The organism is Nocardia brasiliensis ATCC 700358, assembly GCF_000250675.2.
GTDB classification, from domain to species: Bacteria; Actinomycetota; Actinomycetes; order Mycobacteriales; family Mycobacteriaceae; genus Nocardia; species Nocardia brasiliensis_B.
This window is the reverse complement of the sequence record NC_018681.1, coordinates 7,009,834-7,030,329: the sequence shown is the minus strand read 5'-3', so window position 1 is coordinate 7,030,329 and position 20,496 is coordinate 7,009,834. Positions and strand designations below refer to the sequence as shown.

The window sequence follows — 20,496 nt, the reverse complement described above, 5'->3', positions numbered from 1 at the left end:
CTTGTCGGTCTCGAGTTCCTTAAGGCCGGAGTTCGCGGCGGCGATCGGTGATCAGTGTTGTGAGGTGGCTGGTCGTCTTGTCGTCGAAGCCGATGTCTGCGATCCGGTCGATCCATGGTTCGGATGCGTCGACGATGCGCGTCATGCTGCGTTTGATGGCGCGCTCGGTAACACCCATGCGGGTTGCGGCTTCTTTCCACCAGCGGTAGGTCAGCTTGGCGTCGCGCCCGTACAGTGACAGTGCCATGGGGTCGGCCCAGTTCAGGTAGGGCTGGCTACTGAGTAGGTCGTAGGCTGGGGTGACTTCCCATATGCCGTCAGGGCTTTGGCGTACGGAAAGGTTTTTGCCGTGAAGATCGCCATTGCCGATGAGGTAGCTGAAGGCTGCGATTTCGAGCATAGTCAGAACGGCGAAGGGGGCGGAGCCACGGCCGGCGGTGACTGCGTCAGCGAGGGCTTTGATGGCTTCTTGCAACGTGATTCGGTACTTTGCGGCAGGGTAGCGGCCGAGTACTTGGCAAGCGTCTTCTTGCGCGAGACGGCGAATCTCGCCGTGTTCGTCGACGCGGTCGAATCGACTGATGAACAACGCGGTGCGCCCGTTGCCATCGGTGGCCAGATGGTGGTTCGGAACTCGGAGTCCGCACGCGCCTGCCATGTCGAGAAAGAAGTTCTCGTTCTCGACCAGGAAGGGATATTCAGGCGGATTCAATTTGAGGATGGCCGGGCCTCGGGTAGTGGAAACCGGCGTCGAGATCATTTGGGCGGATACCTTGATTTGGACTCCAGGTAACGCGGTCCGGTCGAGCGCGTCAGTGTCGGCGGAGGTGGCGCGGGAGAACAACGCCTTGAAATCTGCTCTCGCCGTGTCGGTCTGGTCGAACAGCGGAGCTGGATCGGTGGGATCCGCTCCAGCGGGCAACACCCGAACATCGCCTATCGTGTCGGCACCGACGGCGAGCAGGATGCTGAGATGATCGTCCTCGCTTGTCCGGGCAGCGGTGGTGATCGCTGTCAGTCGTAGACCTTCCGGCAGTAGCCCAGCGAAGAAGGCTGGCACGGATCCGCCGGTCGAGCGGTACACCCCCGCCCACTTCGGCAAGGTGAACGCTACTGACGGCGTCGCTGAGTCAGCGAGATAGGGTTCGGCGTATGTGAATACGACATCGTCGCGTTCTCGACGGAGGTGGCCGGCGAGTCTGTCAGCTTTGTAGACGTCGGCTGCTTCGACGTGGCGAAGCTGGGTAAGGTCGCTCACCGCAGCGCCTCGGCACTGCTCAATTCGATGACGGTGCCAGTAGTCCCCTTCGGGGCGTCTGCGTGGGGCATGCAGACGAGCGTGAGTCCGAGCGCATCGAGAATGCGTAGCGTGATCGTCAGCGTCGGGGACGTTTGTCCCGCTTCCAGCGTGCGCACCGACGAAACACCGACGTCGGCCAGATCTGCTAGGTCGAGCTGAGTGAGGCCGAGACTGCGCCGCCGCTCTGCAGTGAGCGCTCCGAAGGAGGCGAGCGGCCCCGTTTGCTCTTTGGGGCGGCGTCGAGGTTTCGGCCTTGTCACCACTCGCTCCTATCGTTGCTATCGAAGCGTTAACGGCGTCGATTGTTGCGTTCTTTGCGATCGGGAGGGTTTCGGATCGCTTAACGTTTTCATGGCAACGATAGCAGGTTATAGTTGTCTGCTTGCGGCAATTGGTCATCTAATCATTGTGATAGCACTGTTAACTGCACTCGTGCCGGTCGATGCACGTCGCTCAGCGGAACGCATATGCGGGATCTTCCACCGCGGTGGCCTAGACCGGCCGACGTTGAGCCGGCCGGTCTAGGTGATGCTCTGCTTCGGGTGAATCGGTTGGTGGAGGTGCATGCCCCGTCGACTCACATCGCGCCGAGGGTGCCGGCCAGGAGGATGCCGCCGATGATGATGGCGGGGACGCCGAAGGCGATGGTGCCGACTATGGCGCCAAGGGCGGCGCCGGGGATGGCGGTGACGATGCAGCCGCCGAGGAAGCCGGGGATGGTGAGGGCGCCGAAGGTGGGGAGGGTGGCGGCGCCGCCGACGAGCAGACCGCCGAGGAGGCAGCCGAGGGATGCGCCGACGAGGGTGCCGATGATGGTGCCCAGGGCGGTGCCGATGCCGACGACGGTGGAGAAGGTCGACAGGGCGGCGCCGAAGGCGGGAGAGGTGGGGTCCAGGGCGACGTCGTGCAATTGGTCGGTGGTGCCGGGGGCGGGTGTCGCGGTCGCGGGGTCGACGCTCGGGGTCAGGGTCGCGGTGTTGCCGTCGATGACGGCGGCGATCGGATAGCGCTGGTTGTCTCGGTAGTAGCCGAGCGGGAACGCGGCCATCAGGTTGCCGTCGTTGTCGCGGATCTCGAGGCGGTCGTCGGCGGTGTCGAGGGAGCCGGCGTCCGTGGTGAGGGTCATCGAGCTGCCGACGGCTTGCGCGGTGTACTGGATGCCCGCGGGTTCCGGGTCGGCTTGTGCCGACGTGACCGAGGCGGCCACGATGGCGGCCGTACATGCCACCACGGCAACGAGTTTCGTCGATCGGTTCATGCGTACTCATCCTCGGTTTCGGCCTGTCGGCACGGCGGTATCGCGGATCGGTTCGAGATTGCGGACTTGTCCCGCGACGTCGTGGGCGTCGCGCAGCCCCGCTGACGATAGCGATTCCGCATGAATGTATGACTTCAACGGTAGTCGGCGAGTCGTCATAAGCAAGACTTGCTGAGTGTTAACCGCAGCACATTATTGGACCATCGTCCAGTTTCTCGGAGCTAAGCCTCGACCTGCGGAGTCGGCCGATTCGCGAACAGTTGCCAGGCGGGCAGGCGATACCCTTCCCGCTGCGTATCGGGTGCTGTCAGCAGCGCCGCACGCCGCTGTTGGAGCCGGAGATGGCGGGCGAACTCCGCCGCCGACGCGGCCCCGGTGTCGAGGACGACCGCGGTTTCCGCCCCGGTGCCGGTCGTGACCAGTGCGTCCATGACGTACCCGGACCGGCGCACCGCCAAGTCGACCTGGCACCCGTCCTGTTTCAACCGTTGATGGAGCAGGTCACGCAACTCGTCGCCGTGCTGCCACGCGACATCGCCACGCGCAACGGCGATTTCATCGTGCAGTCGACGGCCGAGGCCGCCCCGGCGCACCCAGAAATCGCTACTGCCGACGATGAACAGGTGCGCTCGCGCCCGGGTGATCGCGACGTTCCACAGGTTCGCCTGCTCATCCAGGAAAGCCAGTGCGCCGGAACCGATCCCGTCGGCAGCCACCAGGCTGAAGATGATCGCGTCGCACTCGCCGCCTTGGAAGGTGTGGGCGGTGCCGACGCGAACGGATTCCACCCCTCGTAGCTTGCGGCGAATCAGTGCGGCCTGCCGGGCGAACGGGGTGACGACGCCGATGGTCGCGCCAGCCGGCAGGGCGTTGCGCAGGGACGTTGTCCGGACACTACACATCAGGCGAACCGGTGGGCAACCAACCTGAAACCTGTTGCATGGGAGTCTTTTCGGCGCTGACCACGTCGAGGAGGAGCCGAAGTGCGCGAGTCGGCGTTCCCTCCGGATTCGTGAGCATCGGCTCAAAGAGGCCGGCGATTTCGCTACCCTCAGAGGACCAACTCGTGCGGAGGGCTCCCTTGAGCGATGTCGGATCGTTGTGGAAGGCATTGGACGAGCAGTTGCTGCCGTTGCTCGGCGGGTATCGGAAGAATCTCGCATCGTTGCAAGTAGATCGGAAGGCCGACGACACGTTGCTGTCGGAGGCGGATCTCGCGACGCAGACGGCGATCATCGAGACCATTCAACGGCACTATCCGGGGTCTCGGTTCGTCGCGGAGGAGGACGAGGCCGAGCTACCGAGTTCGGGCGAGCCGACCTGGATCATCGATCCGATCGACGGCACGAGCGAGTTCGTGTCGCCGGACGGGCGTGAATTCTGCAGTGTCGTGTGTCTTCTCGACGCGGGTGTGCCTGCGGCCGCCTATGTGCTCGCACCCGAATTAGGCGCAGGCCGGACGCCGATCGCGATCCACTGGTCCGGGGAGGTCCTCGTGAACGGGCAACAGGCCCCGCAGTTGACTGCGGCGGCGAAACCGCGACGAGCGTCCGTCACACGCAGTAAGGGTTCGACGCCTCGGAAGTTCGAGGCCGCGCTCGCGGATACCGGGTGCGCGATGAAGCTTCGCACCACCTCGCAGACGCTCGACATGGTTCGCACCTGCATCGACCTGACCGCGTGGACACAGGCGCCGGACCAGCAATTCGATCTGTTCTACCGCCCGAACCAGAAGGTCTGGGACGGGGCGGCGGGCATCGGGCTGGCCACGGCCATGGGCCGCACGGCGACCGATGGCGACGGGCGGAGCCCACTACCGCTGCAACCGCAGTTTCTCGCGCAGCGCGAACCGACGTTCGCCGAAACCATTGCGGGCGAAACGGATTCGGTTCGGTGGTTCGTCCAGATACTGGCGGAGTCGCGGAGCGGTTGATGTCGAATCGTGTCATGGTGGACGTCACGACGTTCATCAGCGCGGAGGAATTCATTCTTTCGCAGAATTCCCGGCAACCGGCGAGACCGCGCGATCCTTTTGCACAGCAGTGTTATGCGGAACTCGTGCAGTCCCTGATCTACTTCGACGAAGTGCTGGTGCCGCATCCGACAAAACTGAACCCGGTGGCCGTCGATTACGGTACGTATCCGCGAATTCTGCGTCATCTGTTCGACCTTCGAATCGCGGTGCCGATGGCGATCGGGCCGCAGGATCGGCCCGCGCTCGACGCCGCCGAAGCCGCGGCGATGGAGACGCTGAAGACGACCGGTGTCGAGACCATGCTGCGGTTCATCGACAAGACCCGTAGAGCGGATCGAGAGGTGCAGGAGCGCGGCGGTGGGCAGCGCATGCTGGCGAACATCGCGGCGTGGGCGGACTACCAGTGGGAGAACGTCCGGATCGACGACCATCACCGCGCCCGGATCGGCGGCGCGGACGGTGTCGAACTCGACGCGTTCGGTCAATGGGCGCGGGCCTCGTCGTTCGCGATGGAGGGACAATTCCGCAACCTGATCGCGGACACGCACCAGCAACTGTGGCTCATTGCCACGCTGGTGCGTTCACTGCGTTACTCGGCGCGAGCCAAGGTGAATGGTGTTGCGTATACACCGCATCCGTTGCGGCGTGACTTCTCGGTCATGTTCGATCTGTTCGACGACGGTGTTCCGGAGAACACGATCGAGGAGGTTATTTCCGCGGTGCGCGGGATTCCCAGCGATATCCGCAAGGTCGCCGGACCGCGGGAGGGACGACGCCTGCAACTGCTCGAATACCAGCTTCCACTGCTGGGTGGGCGGCTGTGGTCGTTGCAGGATCGCGGGCGGTCCAGCGCGGACCGCTGGCTGGAGATGGTGTGCGGTCGAATCGATGAATACCGTTCTCGTGCGGTCGATTTCCGCCGGGCGCTGTCTCGCTGTGATACCGAGGAGGAAGCGCGGCGGCTGGAGCTCGATGTGGAAGGAGTGCGGGACCAGTTGCTGCGGCATCTCGGACTGGATTCCGCCGAGCGGAACGCGACCGAAGACGGGTTGATCGAAACGGTGGCTTCGGTGGCGGAGTGGGGGACCGGGGTGCCGGTTACCCGGCCGTTGCGGCTGGCGATGGTGCCGTTTCGGCGGCATGCGGGGAATCTCGAGGGGTTGCATCAGAAGTTTCTGTACCGCGAGTTCGTCCGGGAGATGCGGGCGGGCTAGTGGACTGGCTGGTTGTTGTCAGGACGGAGCGTCCCCATGACGGCGGCGGGCTGTGTAAGCTGCACTCGTGCAAAGGCTTCTGCTGACCAGCGACCGGGTCGTCGACCTGGTTCGTGTCGCGGCCTGTGCGTGTCGTCGGTGACGTAACCCGACCTCGCACGCCACACCTCTGCCAGGAGCGCACTGTGACCACGTCACTGCCGGTGAAATTGAAGCACGCCAAAGACCTGCACCCTGATCTCGATCTGCCGCTGCTCGACGATCTCGTTCGAGCGGATCGCACCCTGTGGACCCCCGATGAACTGCACGAACTCACCAGCGTGGTGACGCGCGAGCTGACCGTGCCGCTGCTCGACATGGTGCGTTTCGATCCGGCGCAACGCTGGTGGGTGCGGCTGGCGCTGACGATGGGCGTCGAGTTGTGGCTGCTGTCCTGGATGCCGGGGCAGGGGACCGAACCGCACGATCACGGCGGCGCCTCGGGTTCGTTCACGGTCCTGCACGGCGAACTCGACGAGGAATTCGCGTTTCCGCACAGTCCGGTCCGTGCCGCTCAGCGTCGCGCGGGGAGCACGGTGGCGTTCGGTCCGGAGCGGGCGCACCGGCTGCGCAACACCGGCGCCCACGACGCCGCGACGGTGCACGCCTACTCGCCGCCGCTGCGGCCGATGCGTGAATACCGCACTCTCGCAGATGTTTCCGGCGCATGAGCGCCGAGGAGTTGCTCGCGCGGGCACGGGCGAACCTGGTGCGCGTCAGTCCCGAACAGGCCGAATCGCTGCGCACCACGGGTGCCCTGCTGGTCGACATCCGGCCTTACGCGAACCGGTCGGAAGAGGGCGAGATTCCCGGCGCGGTCGTGGTCGAACGCATCGTCCTGGAATGGCGCCTCGACCCGCACGGCGACCATCGGCTCCCCGGCCTCACCCCGGACACGCCGGTCGTGATCTTCTGCAACGAGGGCTACGCCTCCAGCTTCGCCGCCCGCGACGCCCGCGAACTAGGCATTCGTGACGCCACCGACTTAGTGGGTGGCTTCCGCGCGTGGAAAGCCGCCGGACTGCCGGTAGTCGAGGGCGGCTCCCCGGCCGTACCGTAGCCGCTGCGGCACCTGCTGGACCCGAAGTCAGAAGCGGTTCTTGGCTGGGCGGTTGGTGGCGGCGCGGCGCTCGGCTTCCTTGGTGGCGATGCGCTCGTTTTCCTTGCGGACTTCGGCGTAGGTCTCGCGTTCGCGGGTCAGCCATTCCGGCGGGTCGGCGAGGAGGGCGGCGATCTCGTCGGCGGTGAGGGCGTCGGCGACGCCGGCGCGGGAGAGGCCGGAGTTGGAGATGCCGAGTTTGCGGGCGGTGATGTCGCGTGGGAAGGGGCCGGTGCGGCGGAGTTCGGTGAGCCACTCCGGGGGATCGGTGCGCAAGGCCTCGAGGTCGGCGCGGGACAGGGGAGTGGTCCGGAAAGATTCGGGAGCAGCGGGAAGATAGATGCCCAGCTTGTTGGCTGCGGTCAACGGCTTCATCTGCTGCGGGTCCAGGCTCACGACTGCGCCTCGCTGACGCTCGGCTCCGTCGTAAGCCTGAGGGCGCGGTGCCTTCGATTCACTCGCTGTCGCTCGCTCATTGACTGCGCCTCGCTGACGCTCGGCTCCGTCGTAAGCCTGAGGGGGCTGTGTCTCTGATTCACTCGCTGTCGCTCGCTCATTGCTACCAGCCTATCCGGTACGGATACGCTTCCCTGCATGAGCCGGTTCGAGTCGATCGATGTCGCGCGCCTGCGGTGGTTTGTCGCGGTTGCCGAGGAATTGCATTTCGCGCGGGCGGCGAAGGGGCTGAACATTTCGCGGCAGCGGTTGAGCCAGACGGTGATCGATCTGGAAGCGGAACTCGGCACGAAATTGTTCGTGCCGGGCGCGCAACCGACGCAGTTGACGGCGGACGGGGCGGAACTGCTGGCGGCGGCGCGGGAGATGATCGCGCGGGCCGAGGCGGTGGCCGAGACTCCGGTGGCGGCGCCCGCGCTGCGGGTGGGGTTCGTGCCCGGCGTCACGGTGTCGAAGTGGACGCGGATCTGGGGCGAGCGGTTTCCGGACATCCCGCTAGAGGTGGTGGCGCTGCCGATGGCGGCACAGGAGTCGGCGTTGCGCGACGAGCAGGTGGATCTGTGCTTCGTCCGGCTGCCGATCGATCGGGACGGGATGAGCGCGATTCCGCTCTACCGTGAGGTGCCGGTCGTCGTGGTGCCGAAGGACCACCCGATCTCGGCGTTCGAACAGGTCGGGATGGCGGACCTGTCCGGCGAATGGATGCAGGATGCCACAGATATCGACGCGGCGGCGGACGCCATCGAACTGGTTGCCGCGGGCGTCGGGGTGACCGTGGTGCCGCATTCGATCGCGCGCCTGCACGCCCGCAAGGATGTCGTCTACCGCACCGTCATGGATCGCGCGGACACCGAGATCGCCCTGGCGTGGCCCGCCGCGCGCACCACGGACCTGGTCGAGGAGTTCGTCGGCGTCGTGCGGGGCCGCTCCGAACGCAGCTCCCGCTCACCGGCCACGCGCGCGAAAAGCCCTACGCCGCAAAAGAAGACATCGGCCAAACGGTCGGCTGCCGGGAAAACGCAGGCTAAGAAGCCGGCGAAGCGACGCGGACGCTGAGTGGGCGGGACGCGACACCGGCCCGCCCCACGCGTCACTTCGCGCGTTGCAGCGGAACTCGCCGGTGACCGCCGCGGTCACGCTGCCGCCGACCAGCGCATGCGCATAGGGCCACGATGCGTCGTCTTCGAATGACCGTGTGGTGCCTGAGCGGTGGCGTGGTCAAGCACGCGAGCCGGCCGGCCGGGTCGATCGCGGCGCCACACGCCTGCGGCCGGGCATGCGCGGGCGGGACGAACTTCCCTACCTCGGCTTGCGCTTGAGGATCGAGTCGCGGACCAGGATGGCGACGATGGCGGCGGCGAAGCCGATCAGGAAGATGTCCTCGACATGTCCCTTGTGGTTGCCGATCACCATCGCGATCAGGATGAGCGCGGTGATCCAGCCCGCGACGCGGAAGGTCTTGGGCGATTCGCCGCTCCAACCCCAGGCGGCGGAGGGAACCTCGGCAGTGTCCACGTGAGTGACGATGCCGCGCTCGGTGCTGGCGGGTTCGAGTTCCGTGGCGGCCACGATCGCTCCTTAGCTGGTTCGGGTACCGCGGGTTCCGGTACGCCCTCGAAGGGACTGCTGCTCGATATCGTGACATACGACGGGGCGTCGTTGACAGTCGGGCCACGCCCGTCGGGCGAACTTTTCTGTGCGCCACAATGAACGGGTGTCCGACATCGTGAAAGTCCTGCTCCTCGGCAGCACCGGATCCATTGGTACCCAAGCGCTCGAGGTGATCGCCGCCAATCCCGACCGGTTCGAGGTGGTCGGCCTGGCTGCTCGCGGCGGTAATACGGCGCTGCTGGCGCAGCAGATGGCGGCCACCGGGACGCGCAATGTCGCGGTCGCCGACCCGGCCGCCGCCGCGCACTTGGACCTGGAACTCGCCGGTCCCGCGGCGGTGACCGAACTGGTCCGCCGCACCGAGGCCGACGTCGTGCTCAACGCGTTGGTCGGTTCGCTCGGGCTCGAGCCCACCTTGGCCACCCTGCAATCGGGGACCAGGCTGGCGCTGGCCAACAAGGAGTCGTTGGTCGCCGGTGGTTCACTCGTCACCCGCGCGGCCGCACCCGGCCAGATCGTGCCGGTCGATTCGGAACATTCCGCGCTGGCCCAGTGCCTGCGCGGCGGGCGTGCCGACGAGGTGGACCGCCTCGTGCTCACCGCGTCGGGCGGTCCGTTCCGCGGCTGGACCACCGAGATGCTGGAATCGGTGAATCCGGCTGAGGCCAAGACACATCCGACGTGGTCGATGGGCCCGATGAACACGCTCAATTCGGCCTCGCTGGTGAACAAGGGCCTCGAGTTGATCGAGACGCACCTGCTGTTCGGCATTCCGTACGACCGCATCGACGTCACCGTGCACCCGCAGTCGATCGTGCATTCGATGGTCACCTTCACCGACGGTTCCACGCTGGCGCAGGCGAGCCCGCCGGATATGAAGCTGCCGATCGCGCTGGCCCTCGGCTGGCCGGACCGGGTGCCCGGCGCGGCCGCCTCCTGTGATTGGGGCACCGCCGCCACCTGGACCTTCGAGCCGGTCGACAGCGCGGTCTTCCCGGCCATCGATCTGGCCCGGCGGGCCGGCGAGGCGGGCGGCAGCGTCACCGCCGTGTACAACGCCGCCAACGAGGTCGCGGTGCAGGCGTTTCTCGACGGCAAGATCCGCTTCCCCGAGATCGTGCGCACCGTCGCGGCGGCGGTCGAGGCCGCCGACCAGTGGCGGCCCGAACCCACGTCGCTCGCCGAGGTCCTGGCCGCCGACACGTGGGCTCGCGATTTCACCCGCGGCCGGGTCGACCCGGCCTAGGTGTGCGGCCGGGACCTGCGTCCGGAGGTTTCCGATTCGCGAGGTGAGCCTCGGCTGGCAGACTGAGCACCCGGGGCTGGTGGGTGTCCGGTTACTGTGGTCGTGGGCTCGCGGCCGCGACGGACTCGCGCACCCGGGTTTGCGGGCGGCCGGACCGGGCGGCCGCATGTCATCAGGCGAGCTGCGCACAGCAGGAGGGCTGTAAATCACATGGTGTTCGCGTTGGGTTTCGTGCTGTTCGCTCTAGGCATCACGATTTCGATTGCGCTGCACGAATGCGGGCACATGTGGACCGCGCAAGCCACCGGTATGAAGGTGCGGCGGTACTTCATCGGATTCGGGCCGAAGATCTTCTCGTTCCGGCGGGGCGAGACCGAGTACGGAGTCAAAGCACTCCCGCTCGGCGGCTTCTGCGATATCGCGGGCATGACCGCGCTGGACGAATTGCAGCCCGAAGAAGTCGAACGCGCGATGTACCGCCAGGCCACTTGGAAGCGGATGGTGGTGATGTCGGGCGGTATCGCGATGAACTTCCTGCTCGGCTACATCCTGGTGGTGTTCCTCGCCGTCGGGTGGGGCCTGCCCCGGTTCGATCAGCCGCCGGCTACCGCGCTCGGGGTGATGGACTGTGTGGCGCAACAGAATCCGGACGGCAGTATGCAACCGTGCACCGGTACCGGTCCGGCGCAGCGGGCGGGATTGCAGCGCGGTGACGTGGTGACCGCGGTCAACGGGGTGAGCGTGAAGACCTGGAAGGAATTCCAGTCCGAGACCCAGAAGCAGAACGGCCCGTTCACCTACACCGTCGACCGCGAGGGCCAGAGCCTCACCGTTCCGGTGACCCCGGAGCGAGTCGTGCGCTACCCCGAGGGCGGCGGCGCGGGACGTGAGGTCAGCGCCGTCGGCGTCGGCATGGATTTCTATGAGCCGGTCCAGTACAACGTCCTGGCCGCGATCCCCGCCGCGGGCGCGTTCACCGGCGACATGTTCGTGCGTACTTTCCAGTCGCTGGCCCAGATGCCGCAGAAGGTGACCGCACTGTGGACCGCGGTGACCGGCGGTGAGCGCGACGCGGAGACCCCGGTCAGCGTGTACGGCGCCAGCAAGATCGGCGGCGAGACCGCCGAACGCGGCCTGTGGAACGTCTTCATCCTGGTGCTGGCCAGCCTGAACTTCTTCCTCGGCGCGTTCAACATCCTGCCGTTGCTGCCGCTCGACGGCGGCCACATGGCGGTGGTCCTCTACGAGAAGGTCCGCAACACCATCCGCGGCTGGAAGGGACTCGCGCCCGGCGGGCCGGTGGACTATCTGAAGTTGTTGCCGGTCACCTACGTCGCGGTGGTGATCGGCGGCGCGTACATGGTGCTCACCCTGGTGGCCGACATCGTGAATCCGATCAAACTGTTCTGAGTGTCCGTCGGCGCGGTAACCTGTCGCCGGCACTTGGGGGACAGCACGTTGTCGCGGGCGTCACAGGGTGGCCGTTCGGCGGGCGCGACTAAGCTCGTAGGCGAACGGCCCGGAATGTACGGACGGAAAGTAGGCAGCCGAAGGTGACCAGCACAATCGGATTGGGGATGCCCGCCGCGCCCGCGGCCGTTCTCGCTCCTCGACGCAAGACCCGCCAGCTGATGGTGGGCAATGTCGGAGTGGGCAGCGATCACCCGATCTCCGTGCAGTCGATGACCACCACCAAGACCCACGACATCAACGCCACCCTGCAGCAGATCGCGGAGCTCACCGCTTCGGGCTGCGACATCGTGCGGGTGGCCTGTCCGCGTCAGGAAGACGCGGACGCGCTGGCGACGATCGCGCGTAAGAGCCAGATCCCGGTGATCGCCGATATCCACTTCCAGCCCCGCTACATCTTCGCCGCGATCGACGCGGGCTGTGCCGCGGTGCGCGTGAACCCCGGCAACATCAAGGAATTCGACGGCCGAGTCGGCGAGGTCGCCAAGGCGGCCGGCGCCGCGGGTATCCCGATCCGGATCGGTGTCAACGCCGGTTCGCTGGACAAGCGGATGCTGGAGAAGTACGGCAAGGCCACCCCGGAGGCGCTGGTCGAGTCCGCGCTGTGGGAGGCGAGCCTGTTCGAGGAGCACGGTTTCGGCGATATCAAGATCTCGGTCAAGCACAACGACCCGGTGATCATGGTGGAGGCGTACCGGCAGCTGGCCGCGCAGAGCGACTACCCGCTGCATCTCGGTGTGACCGAGGCGGGTCCGGCGTTCCAGGGCACCATCAAGTCCGCCGTGGCGTTCGGTGCGCTGCTCTCGGAGGGCATCGGCGACACCATCCGGGTGTCGCTGTCCGCGCCGCCCGCCGAGGAGATCAAGGTCGGCGGTCAGATCCTGCAGTCGCTGAATCTGCGGCCGCGCAAGCTCGAGATCGTGTCCTGCCCGTCCTGTGGGCGGGCGCAGGTCGACGTGTACACCTTGGCCAACGAGGTGTCCGCCGGGCTGGAGGGCATGGAGGTGCCGCTGCGGGTGGCCGTGATGGGTTGCGTCGTCAACGGACCGGGCGAGGCCCGCGAGGCCGATCTCGGCGTGGCCTCGGGCAACGGCAAGGGCCAGATCTTCGTGAAGGGCGAGGTCATCAAGACCGTGCCGGAGGCGCAGATCGTGGAAACCCTGATCGAAGAGGCCATGCGGATCGCCGAGGAAATGGGCGAGGACGTCGGCTCGGGCGAGCCGGTGGTCACGGTCGGCTAACAGCGGGACTGTTGCGTTCGGCATAGCCGTACCACATCGCGGATATTCGTGGCAGGCTGTCAACGTGCGGAGTCTGCTGGAGCCGACGCGAAGGGCGAAATACGTCCCCGCGCGGCAGCTCGCGAATCGGGACCTGGCGCAGGTCCTTCGAGTTCTGGACGCCGATCCGGTGGCCTCGTGTATGGTCGCGGCCCGGCTCCAGGAATTCGGTCTCGATGCCGCGCGCTGCGGACAGGGTGAATTGTGGAGTCGCGGCGGGCCGTCGGAATCGCTGTGTTTCTCCGGCGCGAATCTGGTTCCGCTGCGCGGCGACCACGACGCGTTGCGCGCCTTCGCCGACCGTGCCGTGCGCTGGCCGCGAATAGCGTCCTCGGTGGTCGGGCGGCGCGAATTGGCGTTGCCGCTGTGGGAAATGCTGGTCGGTCATTGGGGTCCGGAGCGCGAATTACGCGGCGAGCAACCATTGCTCGCGCTCGCACAACCGCCACTGGCGACTCCTGATCCGAATGTGCGGCGGGTGCGCCCGGACGAAATAGATCGCTATCTCGGCGCCGCGATCGCCATGTTCATCGAGGAGGTCGGCGTCGATCCGCGCGCGGGCGACGGCGGTCGCGGATATCGGCGGCGCATTCAGAGCTTGATCGAATCCGGCCGGGCCTGGGCGCGTTTCGAGGACGGCGAGGTCGTGTTCAAGGCGGAGGTGGGGGCGCTGTCGCGGCGCACCGGTCAGATCCAAGGCGTCTGGGTGCATCCGGAACATCGAGGCAGCGGGCGCGGCACCGCAGGCACCGCGGCCATCGCGAACGCTGTGGTGGCCTCCGGACGGACGGCGAGCCTGTACGTCAACGACTACAACGCGATCGCCCGCCGCGCCTACAGCCGTGTCGGATTCCGGCAGATCGCGACCTTCTCCACCATCCTGCTCGACTGAAACACGGTGTGCCGCCGGGGTTTGCCCGGAGGTGGCCACTACCATCGGTGCCGATGCAGACCAGGACGGTACCGTTGCGAAAATCGCTGCTCGGCGCGCTGAGCGTGGCGGTGCTCACGCTGTCCGCCGTCGGCTGTGGCGGCGGTCCGCAGGGGCCGACGCCGGTCGCCGACGATTTCGTCGAGGCCTTCGCCGGGCACGACCCGGCGGCCGCGGCCCGGCTCACCAACCAGCCCGAAAAGGCCACCGCCGCACTGAATTCCGCGTGGGACCAGTTGCAGGCGGAGGGGCTGGACGCGCGCACCGGCTCGGCCCGGGTCAGCGGTGACACCGCGACCGTCGACTACACCTACGAGTGGCGGCTGCCCAAGAACCGGACCTGGCGCTACACCGGCCAATTGCAGATGGGCCGCAGCGAAGGCCGCTGGGTGGTGCGCTGGACCTCGTCGAACATCCACCCGAATCTCGGCAACACCCAGACGCTCGCGCTGCGCGCCACGCCCGCGCCGCGGGCCCGGGTGAACGAGCAGGCGGGCAGCGATGTGCTGGTGCCCGGCAAGGTGTCCCGGGTCGCGTTCACCGCCGCGAGCGCGCCCGATCCCGGCGCGGTGGCCACGGCCCTCGCGGCCGCGCTGAACCGCTTCGATCCGAAGCTCACCCCCGAAGCGATCCGGGACGCGGCCACCGCCACCACGGGCGCGTACACCGTCATGGTGCTCAACGAGAACGAATTCGACCAGGTGAGTGCCGATCTCATCGGATTGCCCGGCGTGCAACTCACCTCTGAATGGGATCTGGTGCCCACCGATCGCACTTTCGCGCCGGACCTGCTCGCGCAGGTGCGCAAGACGGTGATCGCGGAGGTCGACGGCAAGGCGGGCTGGAGCGTGGTCACCATGAACGCCAACGGCGCCGATACCGACGTGCTCACCGAGGTGCCGTCGCAACCCGCGCCGTCGTTCTCGCTCAGCGTGGACCGCAACGTGCAGAACGCCGCGCAACGCGCGGTCGACCTGCGCCCCGACCAGACCATGATGGTGGTGCTGCGGCCCTCCACCGGCGCGATCCTGGCGATCGCGCAGAACAAGGCGGCCGATCGGGACGGGCCGGTGGCCACTATCGGTCAGTATCCGCCCGGTTCGGTGTTCAAGACGGTGACCGCGGCCGCGGCGATGTCCACCGGTATCGCGACCCCGGACACGGTGCTGCCCTGCCCGAGCCGAATCACCATCGGCGAGCGCATGATTCCCAACTACAATCTCTTCACCGTCGGGGATGTACCGATGATCACGGCGTACGAGCGGTCGTGCAATACCTCGTTCGCGACCATAGCCAGCAGGTTGCCGGGCACCGCCCTGCACAACGCCGCGATGAAATTCGGCCTCGGCACCGGCTACACGATCGCAGGACTGCCGACGTTCACCGGGTCGGTGCCGCCCGCCGACGAACTGGTGCAGCGCACCGAGGACGGCATCGGCCAGGGCAAGGTGGTGGTCAGCGCGTTCGGCATGGCGTTGATGGCGGCGACGATCGCGCACGGCTCGCTGCCGGTGCCGTACCTGATCGCGGGTCGCACCACGACCATCGATGATCCCGGCGACGCGCCCGACCCGGCGGTGATCGCCGGCCTGCGCGCGATGATGCGCCGGGTGGTCACCGGCGGCACGGCCGAGCGGATCGCCGATCAGGGCGAGGTGTACGGGAAGACCGGTGAGGCGGAGGTGGAGGGCGGCTCGCACTCGTGGTTCGTCGGCTACCGCGGGGATATGGCGTTCGCGACCCTGCTGGTCAAGGGCGGCAGTTCGGACAACGCGGTCGCGGTCACCCGCGATATGTTCGCCGCGTTGCCCGGGGGTTACTGACGGCTGCTAGCGCTGGGTGCTGCCGGGTCCGGCCTGCTGGTTGCTGGAGGACGCGCCGTGCTCCAGAATTATGGCGCCGGCATCACCGCCGTCCAGGATCTCGACGGTTGCCGCGCCGCCGAGAATGATCGCGACGCTGGCCAGAATGGTGGTGGAACGCTTCATTGTTCGGCTCCCTCAGGTCAGGGGTGTCGACGGGGTTCTTGCTTCGGGTGGGTTCGCCACGCGAAGTTGACTGAAAGTTTGCTGGTTGATCGAACCGTAATCTCTGGGCGATTCGGTGAACAAGGACATGTGGCCGATGGCACAGCGCGGGCCATAGTGGTGTGGGTCACATTCTCGAATGGTCTGCGGTGAGACTACCCAGCGGGCATGCGGCATTGTCGCGAAATCCAACGATGCTGGAACAAGTACAGGGAACGGGCTATTCGGACAGAGAAAATCGCGCGCCCGTTGTGGTTGGGCGGATGCTATCCGGATTTCGCCGGATCGGTCTGTTCTGCTGCGGCGCCGGAATCGCACGGGGCGGCGAAATGTCCCTTTCGGAATCGGCGCAACGCAGCCTCGGTGCCGAGTTCGCGGCGGCGCTCTCCGTGGTGCAGGTAATAACGCAGTGTGAGGAACACGAGGGTGGGGTCGGTGTCGATTTGCTGATGAGGTATTTCATAAGCGAGGTAGCCCGCATCGGGGAAACGTCCATCCGGTGTGGTCGTCGGATCGTCGGGACCGAGCACCGCGGGATCATCGACCAGGACGACGATCATGTTTGTCGCCGCGGCGGTAGCGAGCGCGGCCGGACTGTTGCGGACATGGGCGGCGTGAATGCCGGAAATATCGGTCCAGTCGAGCACGATCGGACCGGCGCCGTGGTCGGTCCGCAATTGCCGCGGGGTGAGCAGTATTCCGGTATTCGCCCGCGTCACGTGCGGCCGAAAAGTGTGGCGCGCCAGGAAAAGACCCGATAGCGGTTATTCGAGCCAGCCACGGCGCCGATGTTCCTCGAAGTATCGGTCGTCCGCGTCCGGCTCGCCCGGGTCGACGATCGGGTCGCGGTGCGGTGTGCGGGTGTCGGGTCGCACCGCAGCCGGGGGTTCGGGTTGATCGTGCGGCGCGCCGGATTCGCGCAGTTGATCCAGTTCCGCTTGCCCGAGCGCGGCCAGCCGTTCGCGCTCGGCGGCCGACATCGCGCCCGCTCGATGGAATATGCCCTGGGCGATGCCGTCGAGCAGTCGTGCGAACCCGTCGGATTTGCCGAATTCGCGCATGCTCGCCCGGCCGGCGAGTACCTCGCCGAGGGTGCGGCGCAATTCCGGATCCGCGGTCGAGGACGCGAGCACCTCGAGCGAGCGACGCAGGTGGCGTGCGGCGCCGAGATCGCCCTGCGCCACATCGAAGACGACCTCGGGTTGCTGTGGCATCCGGTCACGCTCCAGGGTGGTTGTAGGTCGAAGTGCCCAGCGGCGGCAGCTCGCTCGGCGGTCTGCTGGACAGTTCCAGCGCGGTGGCGCCGAGGCCGACGACGGTTTTGAACGCGCCGGTCGTCACGGTCAGGATCTGCTCGAACCTGGCGAAGATCATCACGGCGTGTGCGGCAGCCACCGCGGCGGCCGCGGCCGCACCGGGAGCACCGACCAGTGTCGAGGACAGCACCGCGGCCGCGGCCATTTCGGCCAGCCACATGATCGTCCAATCGACGATGTCCTGCAGCAGGTCGCCGAGCAGCCGGGCCAGATTGAGCATGGAGTTGCCGATGTTGTTCAGGGTGCGTTCGATCTCCCGAAGTGCCGTGACCTGGAATTCGACGCCGCCCGCGAGGTGGTGGAAGTAGCCTCGGGCCTGGTCGGCGGCGTTGCCGCGCCACGACTCGGACAGCAGGCGCTGCCACTCGGTTTCGAGCGAATCGTGGAAGGCGGCGTTGAATCCGGCCAGGTTCCCCGCGGCGTCCGCGGCCTGTTTCACTCCTGCCCAGTCACCCGCGACGAACTCCGAGGCCAGGCCGAATACGTCGGTGCCGGTGATGCTTTGGATGGCCTGGCCGATGTAGTAGGCCGGGGAGACGTAGTTCCCGCCGAGGAAGAAGGGAATCCAGCCGGGCAGCGGATCGGTGGCCTCGGGAACCTGCAGGGCCGCCGCCGGGCCGGTCACTTCGGCACCCCGACGTAGGTGCGGTCCAGGCGGATCGCCGTGGCCAGATCGGTGGTCCGGTACATCTCGGCACTCTGGGCGAGTTCCGTCGACGCTGTCTCGCTCAGCTCCCGCAGGTGGACGTAGTTGGACTCGAGATTCCGGCGTACTTCCTCGAGCATGCCTTTGACCTGCGCATAGATCCGGCCGTCGTGGTCGCCGAAGGCGAACCAGGTGGCCGCGTAGTCCTTCGCGGAGCCGACCTGGCCCGCCAGATCGCCTAGTGCGGCGGCGAACTCGTCCAGCTGATCGGGTCGCACTCGGAGCTCTTCGGCCATCGGGTCCTCCCGTTGTCGTCGTCCGGTACCGGATCGGCTGCTCCGGAGGACGACGACGTCGGCGGCCGTCCGGGTCCGATACTGGTTCGACGCGACACGACGGCGTTCGGTTCCATCGAATCGGGAGAGATTTTTCCGGCTACTCGGCGCGGATCAGCGTGGCGGCGAGGTGGTGTTGCAGCGGCTCGCCGACCGCGGCCATGCGCACCGTGTAGTCGATCGTGTCGCCCTTGACCTGAAAGGTCCGGCCGAGTGCGGTAACGAGTTTCGCGGTACTGGAACGGCCGATACTGGTCGAGTCGAATTCCAGGTGCAGCGCGCCGTCGTCGACCGTCAGTGCGCCCTCGCATATTTCGGTGATCCCGGTGGGGTGGGCCAAGATCAATTCCACCCGATCCGGGCGCGGGCAGCGCAGATATCCGGTTTCGGCGTGCATCGGGCGGCCGTCGTCGGCCGCGCGGGTGCGCTGCCGGTAGGTGAGGAACGGGCGGCCGAGATGACCGAACCGGACTTCTTCCAGATAATCGAACGGTTGGATGGTCGGGTATTCGCCGTGTCCGTTGCCGCGCCAGGTGCCGAGCAGCGCAGCCAAGGGGGCGATATCGGGATGGGGTGCGATTGGCGGTTGGGATTCGACCACGGCGCACAGCCTAAACCTGTTGGTTCTCGGGGGTTTCACATACCGTCGAATCCAGTCGACAATAAGGTTAGCTTTACCTGAACGGAAAACCGATTCGCTCCGAGAACGGCGGGCGTCGCACTATGCACCGGCGTCCGGTCGACCGGTTGGGGCGGACGCGCGTGGGCTGGTGTCGCCGGCCCGCACGGCTGTTTCCACTTCGGCGAGCGCGGTGTGGATGACCGTGCGGTACGGGTTGTCCGGCAGGTTCGGCAATGTCCTACGGGTGGCAGCGATTTCGCGGCGGGCGGCGGCGAACGAGCCGAGCCTGCGGTAATTGTCCGCGAGATTCAGGTGCAGCGACGGATAGAAGCCGCGGACCTGCAGCGACGGATGGTACTGCTGGGCCCGGCCGTCGGTCAGGCTGTCGGCGGCGTCGAGGGCGCGGATATCCCAGGTGAGCGCCTCGGCCGGGTCGTCGTGCAGGTCGGCCAGGTAGTGCGCGAGTGCGCAGCGGTGCAGTGGATCCCCCTGGGGGCCAAGGGAATCCCAGATCTCCAGCAGTGCGGTGCGAGCGGGGTCGGGCTGTCCGGCCCGGCCGAGTTCCACCGCATGGGTGATGGCGGTCATGGTGGTGTCGGTCGTGGTCATCGGTTCTCCTCGGGTGTGGCGGGATGGGTCGGCATGACAAGGGTGGTGAGATCGCCGTCGATGGCGGAACGGACGACGACCGGCCGGTCGGCGGCGGCGATGTCGATCATGAGATCCGGGCCGAGCGCGCTGTGGATCGCCGGGCGCAGCGTCGCGGTGGTGAAAGTCAAAGCGAGATCGGGGCCGGTGCGCTCGGCGGGCAACCATCGACGTGCGCCGTGGGCGTCCGAAATCGTGAGCCCGGCGCGTTCGGTCGCGAATCGAACGGTGGCCGAGTCGCTTTCGAGGGCGGCGAGCAACGGTTCGCGAGCCGTGACCACGCGCAGCCGCGGGGGCGCGAGCGCGTCCAGCATGGCGCGGTAGTCAGGGAATCGCTCATCGATCACGGGGCAGTACCGCTGTTCGCCGGCGCCGACTAGTCGCAGCCCCTGATCCGTTGGCGCCGCGACGATTTCGTCGAGTTCGCTGAGCCACTCGAGGATCGGGCCGAGTTCGCGCGCGTCGACGACCAGGGACCAGTCCGCGCCCTGGCGCTCCCGCGGTACCACGCTCCTGGTCGAGAGCCGGTATCGATCGGTGGCGGTCAGCGTCAGCGAGGTGGCGTCCACTTCGACCGAAATGCCTGCCAGGACCGGGATCTCGGGATCGACCGCGGTCGCGGAGCGCACCTGCTCGAACGCCGTGGCGAGCAGCGCCGCGGGCACGGTGACCCGGTCGCCGGCCAGCGCCTGTTTGATCGCCACCGCGGCCTGTTCGGCCGCGCGGGCCCGCCGGTGCAGTTCGGCCACGTGCCGATCCAGGAGTTGCTCGGCGCGCCGGGCATCACCGGTCAGGATGTCGGCGATCGACTCGAGCGGCACCTCGATGGCCCGCAGCCTGCGGATCAGCGTCGCGCGCTCCCGCTGGTTCGCGGTGTAGTACCGGTACCCGGTGAGCGGATCGACGCGGGCGGGCACCAAGAGCCCGCAGTCGTCGTAGAAGCGCAGCGCGCTCGCCGTGAGCCCGCTGGCTCGCGCGAGCACGCCGATCGTGATCAATCTGCCGGACTCTGCCACCCGGTCA

General features: G+C 67.0%; 24 protein-coding genes. 10 read left to right on the top strand and 14 right to left on the bottom strand.

Translation table 11 applies throughout. From position 1 onward, the window contains the following. Positions 1-19: 19 nt before the first annotated feature. From O3I_RS31145 to O3I_RS31130, 4 genes are all read right to left on the bottom strand, one after another. Complete coding sequence (locus O3I_RS31145) at positions 20-1,258, bottom strand: type II toxin-antitoxin system HipA family toxin (protein WP_041562983.1); 1,239 nt, start codon at positions 1,256-1,258, stop codon at positions 20-22. Beyond that, complete coding sequence (locus tag O3I_RS31140) at positions 1,255-1,560, bottom strand: helix-turn-helix domain-containing protein (protein ID WP_081594345.1); 306 nt, start codon at positions 1,558-1,560, stop codon at positions 1,255-1,257. The genes O3I_RS31145 and O3I_RS31140 overlap by 4 nt, the downstream gene beginning before the upstream one ends. A gap of 317 nt (positions 1,561-1,877) precedes the next feature. Beyond that, the gene (locus tag O3I_RS31135) at positions 1,878-2,558 is read right to left on the bottom strand and encodes a hypothetical protein (protein ID WP_014987001.1); all 681 of its coding nucleotides are present in this window, start codon (positions 2,556-2,558) and stop codon (positions 1,878-1,880) included. 221 nt (positions 2,559-2,779) lie between these two features. Continuing rightward, positions 2,780-3,460, bottom strand: coding sequence for a C-terminal helicase domain-containing protein (locus O3I_RS31130; RefSeq protein ID WP_014987000.1), 681 nt, complete (start codon positions 3,458-3,460; stop codon positions 2,780-2,782). Between O3I_RS31130 and O3I_RS31125 the strand changes: the two genes are divergently transcribed. From O3I_RS31125 to O3I_RS31110, 4 genes are all read left to right on the top strand, one after another. After that, a complete protein-coding gene (locus O3I_RS31125) occupies positions 3,442-4,491 on the top strand; it encodes an inositol monophosphatase family protein (RefSeq protein WP_237748164.1) in 1,050 nt (349 codons plus the stop codon). The genes O3I_RS31130 and O3I_RS31125 overlap by 19 nt on opposite strands. Continuing rightward, the gene (locus tag O3I_RS31120) at positions 4,491-5,747 is read left to right on the top strand and encodes a hypothetical protein (RefSeq protein ID WP_014986998.1); all 1,257 of its coding nucleotides are present in this window, start codon (positions 4,491-4,493) and stop codon (positions 5,745-5,747) included. The genes O3I_RS31125 and O3I_RS31120 overlap by 1 nt, the downstream gene beginning before the upstream one ends. 185 nt (positions 5,748-5,932) lie before the next feature. Next, on the top strand, positions 5,933-6,457 hold the full coding sequence (locus O3I_RS31115; RefSeq protein ID WP_014986997.1) for a cysteine dioxygenase: 525 nt from the start codon (positions 5,933-5,935) through the stop codon (positions 6,455-6,457). After that, positions 6,454-6,846, top strand: a complete 393-nt coding sequence (locus tag O3I_RS31110) for a rhodanese-like domain-containing protein (protein WP_014986996.1) — start codon at positions 6,454-6,456, stop codon at positions 6,844-6,846. Before O3I_RS31115 ends, O3I_RS31110 begins: the two co-directional genes overlap by 4 nt. A 27-nt stretch (positions 6,847-6,873) precedes the next feature. Here O3I_RS31110 and O3I_RS31105 read toward each other — a convergent pair whose 3' ends face one another. Beyond that, entirely contained in the window at positions 6,874-7,260 is a 387-nt protein-coding gene (locus O3I_RS31105) for a DUF5997 family protein (protein WP_041564607.1), read from the bottom strand. 219 nt (positions 7,261-7,479) lie between these two features. On the opposite strand from O3I_RS31105, the gene O3I_RS31095 reads away from it, so the two are divergent. Next, entirely contained in the window at positions 7,480-8,397 is a 918-nt protein-coding gene (locus tag O3I_RS31095; RefSeq protein WP_014986994.1) for a LysR family transcriptional regulator, read from the top strand. A gap of 243 nt (positions 8,398-8,640) precedes the next feature. Here the strand turns inward: O3I_RS31095 and O3I_RS31090 are convergent, their stop codons facing one another. Continuing rightward, a complete protein-coding gene (locus O3I_RS31090; protein WP_014986993.1) occupies positions 8,641-8,910 on the bottom strand; it encodes a DUF2631 domain-containing protein in 270 nt (89 codons plus the stop codon). A 145-nt stretch (positions 8,911-9,055) separates the two neighbouring features. Between O3I_RS31090 and dxr the strand changes: the two genes are divergently transcribed. The 5 genes from dxr (at position 9,056) to O3I_RS31065 (ending at position 15,702) form a co-directional block, all read left to right on the top strand. Beyond that, positions 9,056-10,198 carry a 1-deoxy-D-xylulose-5-phosphate reductoisomerase gene (gene dxr, locus O3I_RS31085; protein ID WP_041564606.1) on the top strand — a complete coding sequence of 381 codons (1,143 nt, stop codon included), beginning with the start codon at positions 9,056-9,058 and terminating at the stop codon, positions 10,196-10,198. A gap of 210 nt (positions 10,199-10,408) precedes the next feature. Further along, positions 10,409-11,608, top strand: coding sequence for a M50 family metallopeptidase (locus O3I_RS31080; protein WP_014986991.1), 1,200 nt, complete (start codon positions 10,409-10,411; stop codon positions 11,606-11,608). A gap of 143 nt (positions 11,609-11,751) precedes the next feature. Beyond that, positions 11,752-12,909: a flavodoxin-dependent (E)-4-hydroxy-3-methylbut-2-enyl-diphosphate synthase gene (gene ispG / locus O3I_RS31075; protein WP_014986990.1), complete on the top strand. Its 1,158-nt coding sequence runs from the start codon at positions 11,752-11,754 to the stop codon at positions 12,907-12,909. A 64-nt stretch (positions 12,910-12,973) separates the two neighbouring features. Beyond that, positions 12,974-13,840: a GNAT family N-acetyltransferase gene (locus O3I_RS31070; RefSeq protein ID WP_014986989.1), complete on the top strand. Its 867-nt coding sequence runs from the start codon at positions 12,974-12,976 to the stop codon at positions 13,838-13,840. Positions 13,841-13,893: 53 nt separating this feature from the next. Next, positions 13,894-15,702 carry a penicillin-binding transpeptidase domain-containing protein gene (locus O3I_RS31065; RefSeq protein ID WP_041562981.1) on the top strand — a complete coding sequence of 603 codons (1,809 nt, stop codon included), beginning with the start codon at positions 13,894-13,896 and terminating at the stop codon, positions 15,700-15,702. A gap of 6 nt (positions 15,703-15,708) precedes the next feature. Here O3I_RS31065 and O3I_RS45730 read toward each other — a convergent pair whose 3' ends face one another. The 8 genes from O3I_RS45730 to O3I_RS31030 form a co-directional block, all read right to left on the bottom strand. Continuing rightward, the gene (locus O3I_RS45730; RefSeq protein WP_167829190.1) at positions 15,709-15,867 is read right to left on the bottom strand and encodes a hypothetical protein; all 159 of its coding nucleotides are present in this window, start codon (positions 15,865-15,867) and stop codon (positions 15,709-15,711) included. A gap of 305 nt (positions 15,868-16,172) precedes the next feature. Beyond that, positions 16,173-16,625 carry a hypothetical protein gene (locus O3I_RS31060; RefSeq protein ID WP_041562980.1) on the bottom strand — a complete coding sequence of 151 codons (453 nt, stop codon included), beginning with the start codon at positions 16,623-16,625 and terminating at the stop codon, positions 16,173-16,175. A gap of 45 nt (positions 16,626-16,670) precedes the next feature. Further along, on the bottom strand, positions 16,671-17,120 hold the full coding sequence (locus O3I_RS43105) for a hypothetical protein (RefSeq protein ID WP_014986986.1): 450 nt from the start codon (positions 17,118-17,120) through the stop codon (positions 16,671-16,673). 4 nt (positions 17,121-17,124) lie between these two features. After that, entirely contained in the window at positions 17,125-17,847 is a 723-nt protein-coding gene (locus O3I_RS31050) for a WXG100 family type VII secretion target (RefSeq protein WP_014986985.1), read from the bottom strand. Beyond that, positions 17,844-18,164 carry a type VII secretion target gene (locus tag O3I_RS31045; RefSeq protein WP_014986984.1) on the bottom strand — a complete coding sequence of 107 codons (321 nt, stop codon included), beginning with the start codon at positions 18,162-18,164 and terminating at the stop codon, positions 17,844-17,846. Before O3I_RS31045 ends, O3I_RS31050 begins: the two co-directional genes overlap by 4 nt. A gap of 139 nt (positions 18,165-18,303) precedes the next feature. Further along, positions 18,304-18,804 carry a peroxynitrite isomerase gene (locus O3I_RS31040; RefSeq protein ID WP_014986983.1) on the bottom strand — a complete coding sequence of 167 codons (501 nt, stop codon included), beginning with the start codon at positions 18,802-18,804 and terminating at the stop codon, positions 18,304-18,306. A gap of 120 nt (positions 18,805-18,924) precedes the next feature. Next, on the bottom strand, positions 18,925-19,434 hold the full coding sequence (locus O3I_RS31035) for a hypothetical protein (RefSeq protein WP_014986982.1): 510 nt from the start codon (positions 19,432-19,434) through the stop codon (positions 18,925-18,927). Continuing rightward, positions 19,431-20,489, bottom strand: a complete 1,059-nt coding sequence (locus tag O3I_RS31030) for a MerR family transcriptional regulator (RefSeq protein ID WP_014986981.1) — start codon at positions 20,487-20,489, stop codon at positions 19,431-19,433. The genes O3I_RS31035 and O3I_RS31030 overlap by 4 nt, the downstream gene beginning before the upstream one ends. Positions 20,490-20,496 lie beyond the last annotated feature (7 nt).